The organism is uncultured Dechloromonas sp. (genome assembly GCF_945957265.1).
Lineage (GTDB): Bacteria > Pseudomonadota > Gammaproteobacteria > Burkholderiales > Rhodocyclaceae > Azonexus.
Genome location: NZ_CAMFKO010000065.1, coordinates 1 through 6455, shown reverse-complemented (window position 1 = coordinate 6455; position 6455 = coordinate 1). Strand labels below are relative to the sequence as shown.

Here is a 6455-nt window from a genome sequence, read left to right as displayed (position 1 = left end):
ATGGTGCTCTACAGCCGCTATCGCTCGGTGCTGCTGGCCGCGCTGATCATGGCCAACGTGCCGCTGGCGCTGGTCGGCAGCGTCATCGGCCTGTGGCTGTCCGGCCAGCCCCTGTCGGTCGCCGCGCTGATCGGCTTCATTACGCTGGCCGGCATCGCCACCCGCAACGGCATCCTGAAGATCAGCCATTACCTCAACCTGATGCGCTTCGAGGGCGAGGCCTTCGACGTGCCGATGATCCTGCGCGGCTCGCTGGAGCGCCTGACGCCGGTGCTGATGACCGCGCTGGTCGCCGCCTTCGCGCTGGCGCCGCTGCTCTTCGAGGCCGAGCAGCCGGGCACCGAGATCCTGCATCCGGTGGCCGTGGTGATCTTTTCCGGGCTGGTCAGCTCGACCCTGCTCGATACCTTCGTCACGCCCGCCCTGTTCTGGCTCTTCGGCCGCAATGCCGCCGAGAGGCTGGTGCGCGGGGCCGGCGAAGAAAATTTCTAAACACTTTCCAGGAGAAAAACCATGAAGAAACTCATCGTTGTTGTCGCCAGCTGCCTGCTGCAACTGTCCGCCGCACCGGCCTCGGCCCATACCGAGCACGGCAAGCCGCAATTCGGCGGCGTCATCGCCGAGGCGGGCGCCGCGCAGTTCGAGATCGTCGCCCAGGACGGAAGGATCGTCGTGCATGCCAGCAACCACGGCAAGCCCGTCGATACCGCGGGCGCCACCGGCAAGCTGACCCTGCTCGACGGGGCCGCCAAGAGCGAGGTGAGCCTAATGCCGGCGGGGCCGAACCGGCTCGAGGGCGCGGGCAGCCTGCCGCGCGGCGCCAAATTGCTGATCCATGTCGAATGGCCCGGTCGCAAACCCCTGCAGGGACGGGCTGTCGCTCCCTGATCGCCACCGAAAGGAACTGCCATGAATGCACATGAACCAATGCGGCGCCGCCTGTTGCTGTCGCTGCTCGCGGGCTTCGCCGTTCCGGCGTTGGCGGCCAGTGCCGGGACGCGGGTCGATGTCTGGAAAGACCCGAATTGCGGTTGCTGCGGCGACTGGGTCAAGCATCTCGAGGCCGAAGGCTTCGCGGTGCGCGTCTTCAACACCGGGGCCGATGCGGCGCGCCGCCGGCTCGGCCTGCCCGATGCCTATGCCTCGTGCCATACGGCGCTGGTCGACGGCTATGTGCTCGAGGGGCACGTTCCGGCAGCCGATGTCCGGCGTTTGCTGGCCGAGCGGCCCGCCGCCATCGGCCTGGCCGTGCCCGGCATGCCGGTCGGTTCGCCGGGCATGGACGGTTCCGTCTATGGCGGCCGGCGCGACCCGTACGAGGTGCTGCTGGTGCGCCGCGACGGGCGGGCCTCGGTTTTCGCCAGCTATCGCTAGCCGGCGTCTGCGGCGGGTTCGAGCAGCATGGCGTCGCCGTAGCTGAAGAAGCGGTAACGCTCGGCGACCGCATGGGCGTAGGCGGCGCGGATCGCGTCGTAGCCGGCGAAGGCCGAGACCAGCATCATCAGCGTCGATTTCGGCAGGTGGAAATTGGTGATCAGCCGGTCGACGACCTTGAAGCGGTAGCCCGGCGTGATGAAGATGTCGGTTTCCGCGCCGCCGACGCGCACCGTGCCGTCTTCCTTGCCGGCCGACTCGAGGGCGCGCAGGCTGGTCGTGCCGACAGCGATGACCCGGCCGCCGGCGGCGCGGGTTGCGGCGACGGCCTCGGCGGTCGCCGCCGGGATCTCGAAGCGCTCGCTGTGCATCCGGTGGTCGGCGATCTTGTCCACGCGCATCGGGCGGTAGGTGCCGGCGCCGACGTGCAGGGTCAGGAAGGCGGTCTGCACGCCCTGGACGCGCAGCGCGTCGAGCATGCCTTCGTCGAAATGCAGCCCGGCGGTGGGGGCGGCCACGGCGCCCGGTTCGCGGGCATAGACCGTCTGGTAGCGCGTCTCGTCGGCGCCTTCGGCAGGGTGCTCGATGTACGGCGGCAGCGGGAGCTTGCCGTATTGCTCGGCGAGCTCCCAGAAATCGCCGCCGTCGTCCAGCTCGAGCGCGAAAAAGTCGTCGTCGGCCCCGGTCCGCCCGGTCATGGTGACGCTGAAGGCATCGGCCAGGATCATCCTGCTGCCCGGCTTGGGGGCCTTGCTGGCGCGAACCTGGCAGATCGCATGCGTCGCATCGAGGATGCGCTCGAGCATGATTTCCACGCGCCCGCCGCTGTCCTTGACGCCAAAGAAGCGCGCCTTGATGACGCGGGTGTCGTTGAACACCAGCAGGTCGCCGGCCTTGAGCAAAGCCGGCAGGTCGGCGAAGCGCCGGTCGACATGCGTCATGCCGTTCACGTGCAGCAGGCGGCTGCCGGTGCGCTCGGCCGCCGGGTGCTGGGCGATCAGTTCGGGAGGGAGAGGAAAGTCGAAGTCGTCGACGGTCAACGACATGGCAGTGTCCGATCGGGAGGCAAAAACAAAGCGCCAAAACAAAAACGGCCTTCCGTGTGGAAAGCCGATTTGCCTGACTGGTGCCCCGGGCCAGACTCGAACTGGCACACCTTTCGGCGGCGGATTTTGAATCCGCTGCGTCTACCGATTCCGCCACCGGGGCGAGTGGAGGCCGGATTATCCCTGAATCACTTCTTCGATTCAAGCGCTTCCGCGCAAGGGAAGGCTTTGGCCAGCGCGCCGGCGACCAGTGTCGCGGTGCTCATGGTGGTCAGCGGCGGGACGCGTTCGACGTGGATGACCACGGCGCGCACCAGGCGCATCGACAGGTCGGGGTCGTTGGGCAGGCAGAAGGCATTGAGCTTCATGCCGACCTGCCCGGCCAGGTAGTCGCTGACCGCGTAGCCGTCGGCAAAGCCGGCGACGTAGGCGATGCAGCGGGCGCTGCGTATCGACTGCAGGGGGTCGCTGTTCTTCTGCTTGGCGAACAGCTCCTCGGCCGCCTGGCAGTCGCCGCGCAATTCATCCGGCGTATAGGCCTGCGCCGAAAGGGAAAACAAGGCGAGCAGCAGCCAGAGGTATTTCATGGCTTCTCGAACCAGCTGAGTTTTTCGTGCAGCCCGACAACGCTGCCGATGACGATCAGGGCCGGCGGCTTGATGCCCGATTCGGCGATGCGGTGCGGCAGGGTGCCCAGCGTGCCCAGCACGGTGCGCTGGTCGGCCTGCGTTCCGTTGCGGATGACGGCTGCCGAGGTCATCGAAGGCAGGCCGTGATTGATCATCTGCCTGCAGATTTCCTCGGCGGCGCCGATGCCCATGTAGAAAACCACCGTCTGGTTGGGGCGGGCCAGGGCCGGCCAGTCGAGATTGACCGTCCCGTCCTTGAGGTGGCCGGTGACGAAGGTCACGGCCTGGGCGTGGTCGCGATGCGTCAGCGGAAAGCCGGAGTAGGCGGCGCAACCGGCCGCCGCGGTGACGCCGGGGACGACCTCGAAGGGAATGCCGGAGGCGACCAGGGTTTCCAGCTCTTCGCCGCCCCGCCCGAAAATGAAGGGGTCGCCACCCTTGAGGCGGACGACCGAGAGGCCTTCGCGGGCGAGGGTGACCAGCAGCTGGTTGATGTCGCCTTGCGGCATGGTGTGCTTGGAGGATTCCTTGCCGGCGTAGATGACGCGGGCGTCGGAACGGGCCAAATCCATGATGCCGTTGCCGACCAGATGGTCATAGACGATGGCGTCGGCCTGCGCGATGACGCGGGCGGCCTTGATGGTCAGGAGATCGGGATCGCCCGGTCCGGCACCCACCAGCCAGACTTTCCCGCCTTGCAGTTGCGACGAATTATTCATGGTTATCTCTTCCTTTGGGCGGGCATCCTAATGCGGTAGTTCGCCCCTGCCAATAGCGTGGATCAAGGAATTCGGAAAATATAGTTCAAAAGGTGTAATTAGTTAGTTCGTAGTGACTATTCTTCATTGAATACAAAGAATTTCTTATGAAAAAAAGATTGATGAGTATCAAGGATGCAGGAAGCGCTCGAGCGCAACCTACCGGTCATCGCGTTAGGGGAACAAGGACGCGACCCGTTTTCGTTCTAGGAGAGGAAAGATGAAAAAATCTGTAGTGGGGATGCTTGCACTGACCGCCATGGCTGCCGCCATGGGTTCCGCCTTCGCCCAGGAGACCGCCAAGGCTGCTCCGGCAATGACGGCGGCCGAGAAGGAGCAGGCCAAGAAGATTTACTTTGAACGTTGCGCCGGCTGCCACGGCGTGCTCCGCAAGGGCGCCACCGGCAAGAACCTCGAGCCGCACTGGTCCAAGAAGGACAAGGATGGCAACGTCACCGAAGGCGGCACGCTCAAGCTCGGCCAGCAGCGCCTGGAAAAGATCATCGGCTACGGTACCGATGGCGGCATGGTGAACTTCGACGACATCCTGACCAAGGAAGAAATCAGCCTGATGTCGAAGTACATCCAGAACACCCCGGATGTCCCGCCCGAGTACAGCTTCAAGGACACGATGGATTCCTGGAAGGTCATCGTCCCGGTCGACCAGCGTCCGAAGAAGCAGATGAACACCTTCAACCTGAACAACATGTTCTCGGTCACCCTGCGCGATACCGGTGAAGTTGCCCTGATCGACGGCGACACCAAGGAAATCCGATCCATCGTCAAGACCGGCTACGCTGTTCACATTTCCCGCCTGTCCGCTTCCGGCCGCTACGTGTACGTCATCGGCCGCGACGGCCGCCTGAGCCTGATCGACCTGTGGATGGAAAAGCCGGCTGTCGTGGCTGAAGTCAAGATCGGCTTCGACGCCCGCTCGGTCGATACCTCCAAGTTCAAGGGCTTCGAAGACAAGTACGCCATTGCCGGCTCCTACTGGCCGCCCCAGTACGTGATCATGGACGGCGACACCCTGAAACCGCGCAAGGTCGTTTCCACCCGCGGCATGACCGTCGATGGCGAATACCATCCGGAACCGCGCGTTGCCTCCATCGTCGCTTCGTTCATCAAGCCGGAATGGGTGGTCAACATCAAGGAAACCGGCCAGATCCTGCTGGTCGATTACTCCGACATCGAAAACCTCAAGACGACCACCGTCGGTTCCGCCAAGTTCCTGCACGACGGCGGCTGGGATGCCTCCAAGCGTTACTTCCTGGTGGCCGCCAACGCCTCCAACAAGATCGCCGCGGTCGACACCAAGACCGGCAAGCTGGCTGCCCTGGTCGATGTCGCCAAGATTCCGCACCCGGGTCGCGGCGCCAACTTCGTGCATCCGAAGTTCGGTCCGGTCTGGGCGACGGGTCACCTGGGCGCCGATGTCGTGACCCTGATCTCGACGCCGTCCGACGACAAGAAGTTCGCCAAGTTCAAGGAATACAACTGGAAGGTCGTCCAGGAAATGAAGCACGTCCCGGGCAACCTGTTCGTCAAGACCCATCCGAAGTCCAAGCATTTCTGGGCCGATTCGCCGCAGAACCCGGACAAGGATCTGGCCGAGTCCGTCTCCGTTTGGGACATGGCCGACCTGTCCAAGCCGAAGGCTGTGCTGAACGTCGCCAAGGATTCCGGCCTGCCGCCGACCAAGGCCGTCAAGCGCGCCGTCCATCCGGAATACTCGGCTGACGGCAAGGAAGTCTGGATCTCCCTGTGGGGCGGCAAGACCGACCAGTCCGCCGTGGTTGTGTATGACGATGCAACGCTGAAGGTCAAGAAGGTTATCACCGATCCGAAGATGATCACGCCGACCGGCAAGTTCAACGTCTACAACACCCAGCACGACATCTACTGATCGACTGTCGATTGTTTGATTTGAGGCAAAGCTACGGGGGCGCAAGCCCCCGTAGCATATGAAGCAGCGTAAAACGAAGCTGTTTTGATTTAGCCGAATTCGTATCACTTTTGTGGAGATGACCACGATGAACAAGCATTTCGTTTCCCTGGCTGTCGCCGGCGCCTTCATGGCCCTGGGTTCGCAAGCGGCGATGGCCGCGCCGGACTGGGCCAAGGTCGGCAAGAGCACGATCCACGTTTTCCATCCGGGTGCCGCGCCGATCGAGTGGGTGCAGGGCAAGGGCGAACACAGCGGCGCCAGCGGCCTGAAAAAGGGTGAAGCCTGTGCCGGTTGCCACGTCGAGGACGGCAAGCTCAGTCTCGATACCAAGCGCCTGGGCAGCAAGGAAATGGAGCCGAAGGGCGCCCCGAAGACGCTGACCTACCCGGTCACCATGCAGGCGGCCTACGATGCGAGCAACCTCTACGTGCGCCTGACCTTCAAGGCGCCGACCGGCGGTTTCGACCATTCCGACAAGGAGAACGAGGTCAAGGCCACCATCATGTTCCCGAACGACAAGGTGCCGCTGGCCGATCAGGCGGGCTGCTGGTCGGCTTGCCACGAAGACGCCAAGGGCATGCCGAAGGGCAAGGAAAAGACCAAGTACGTGACCGCCGGCGCCTTGGATCTGGTGCAGTGGAAGAGCAGCGGCAAGTCGGTCGACGGTTTCGTCGCCGACAAGCGCAACATGGAAGGCGGC

Annotated in this window: 8 protein-coding genes and 1 tRNA gene; 5 read left to right on the top strand and 4 right to left on the bottom strand. The window is 63.9% G+C overall.

Features of this window, described 5'->3' with window-relative positions; all coding sequences use genetic code 11:
* The 3 genes from Q0P59_RS19570 to Q0P59_RS19560 all read left to right on the top strand — a co-directional run.
* A partial coding sequence (locus Q0P59_RS19570) for an efflux RND transporter permease subunit (protein WP_295009548.1) occupies window positions 1–492 on the top strand: 492 nt, incomplete at its 5' end.
* 21 nt (window positions 493–513) lie between these two features.
* Complete coding sequence (locus Q0P59_RS19565) at window positions 514–888, top strand: hypothetical protein (protein ID WP_295009546.1); 375 nt, start codon at window positions 514–516, stop codon at window positions 886–888.
* Between the two features lie 21 nt (window positions 889–909).
* Window positions 910–1374: a DUF411 domain-containing protein gene (locus Q0P59_RS19560; protein ID WP_295009544.1), complete on the top strand. Its 465-nt coding sequence runs from the start codon at window positions 910–912 to the stop codon at window positions 1372–1374.
* Here Q0P59_RS19560 and queA read toward each other — a convergent pair.
* From queA to cobA, 4 genes are all read right to left on the bottom strand, one after another.
* Window positions 1371–2420 (bottom strand): tRNA preQ1(34) S-adenosylmethionine ribosyltransferase-isomerase QueA, encoded by a 1050-nt coding sequence (gene queA, locus Q0P59_RS19555; RefSeq protein ID WP_295009542.1) that lies wholly within the window; start codon window positions 2418–2420, stop codon window positions 1371–1373. The two genes, Q0P59_RS19560 and queA, sit on opposite strands and share 4 nt — an antisense overlap.
* 78 nt (window positions 2421–2498) lie before the next feature.
* Window positions 2499–2583 (bottom strand) — tRNA-Leu (locus Q0P59_RS19550).
* Between the two features lie 25 nt (window positions 2584–2608).
* Complete coding sequence (locus tag Q0P59_RS19545) at window positions 2609–3007, bottom strand: Rap1a/Tai family immunity protein (RefSeq protein WP_295009540.1); 399 nt, start codon at window positions 3005–3007, stop codon at window positions 2609–2611.
* Window positions 3004–3768, bottom strand: coding sequence for a uroporphyrinogen-III C-methyltransferase (gene cobA / locus Q0P59_RS19540; RefSeq protein ID WP_295009538.1), 765 nt, complete (start codon window positions 3766–3768; stop codon window positions 3004–3006). Before cobA ends, Q0P59_RS19545 begins: the two co-directional genes overlap by 4 nt.
* A gap of 259 nt (window positions 3769–4027) precedes the next feature.
* Between cobA and Q0P59_RS19535 the strand changes: the two genes are divergently transcribed.
* The gene (locus Q0P59_RS19535; RefSeq protein WP_295009536.1) at window positions 4028–5713 is read left to right on the top strand and encodes a cytochrome D1 domain-containing protein; all 1686 of its coding nucleotides are present in this window, start codon (window positions 4028–4030) and stop codon (window positions 5711–5713) included.
* A 127-nt stretch (window positions 5714–5840) separates the two neighbouring features.
* The coding region (locus Q0P59_RS19530) for an ethylbenzene dehydrogenase-related protein (protein ID WP_295009534.1) at window positions 5841–6455 on the top strand (615 nt) is incomplete at its 3' end.

Bases quoted from the DNA above. Each gene is read 5' to 3' on its own strand.
- Q0P59_RS19565 (WP_295009546.1), top strand. From the start codon at position 514: ATGAAGAAACTCATCGTTGTTGTCGCCAGCTGCCTGCTGCAACTGTCC.
- Q0P59_RS19560 (WP_295009544.1), top strand. From the start codon at position 910: ATGAATGCACATGAACCAATGCGGCGCCGCCTGTTGCTGTCGCTGCTC.
- queA (WP_295009542.1), bottom strand. From the start codon at position 2,420: ATGTCGTTGACCGTCGACGACTTCGACTTTCCTCTCCCTCCCGAACTG.
- Q0P59_RS19545 (WP_295009540.1), bottom strand. From the start codon at position 3,007: ATGAAATACCTCTGGCTGCTGCTCGCCTTGTTTTCCCTTTCGGCGCAG.
- cobA (WP_295009538.1), bottom strand. From the start codon at position 3,768: ATGAATAATTCGTCGCAACTGCAAGGCGGGAAAGTCTGGCTGGTGGGT.
- Q0P59_RS19535 (WP_295009536.1), top strand. From the start codon at position 4,028: ATGAAAAAATCTGTAGTGGGGATGCTTGCACTGACCGCCATGGCTGCC.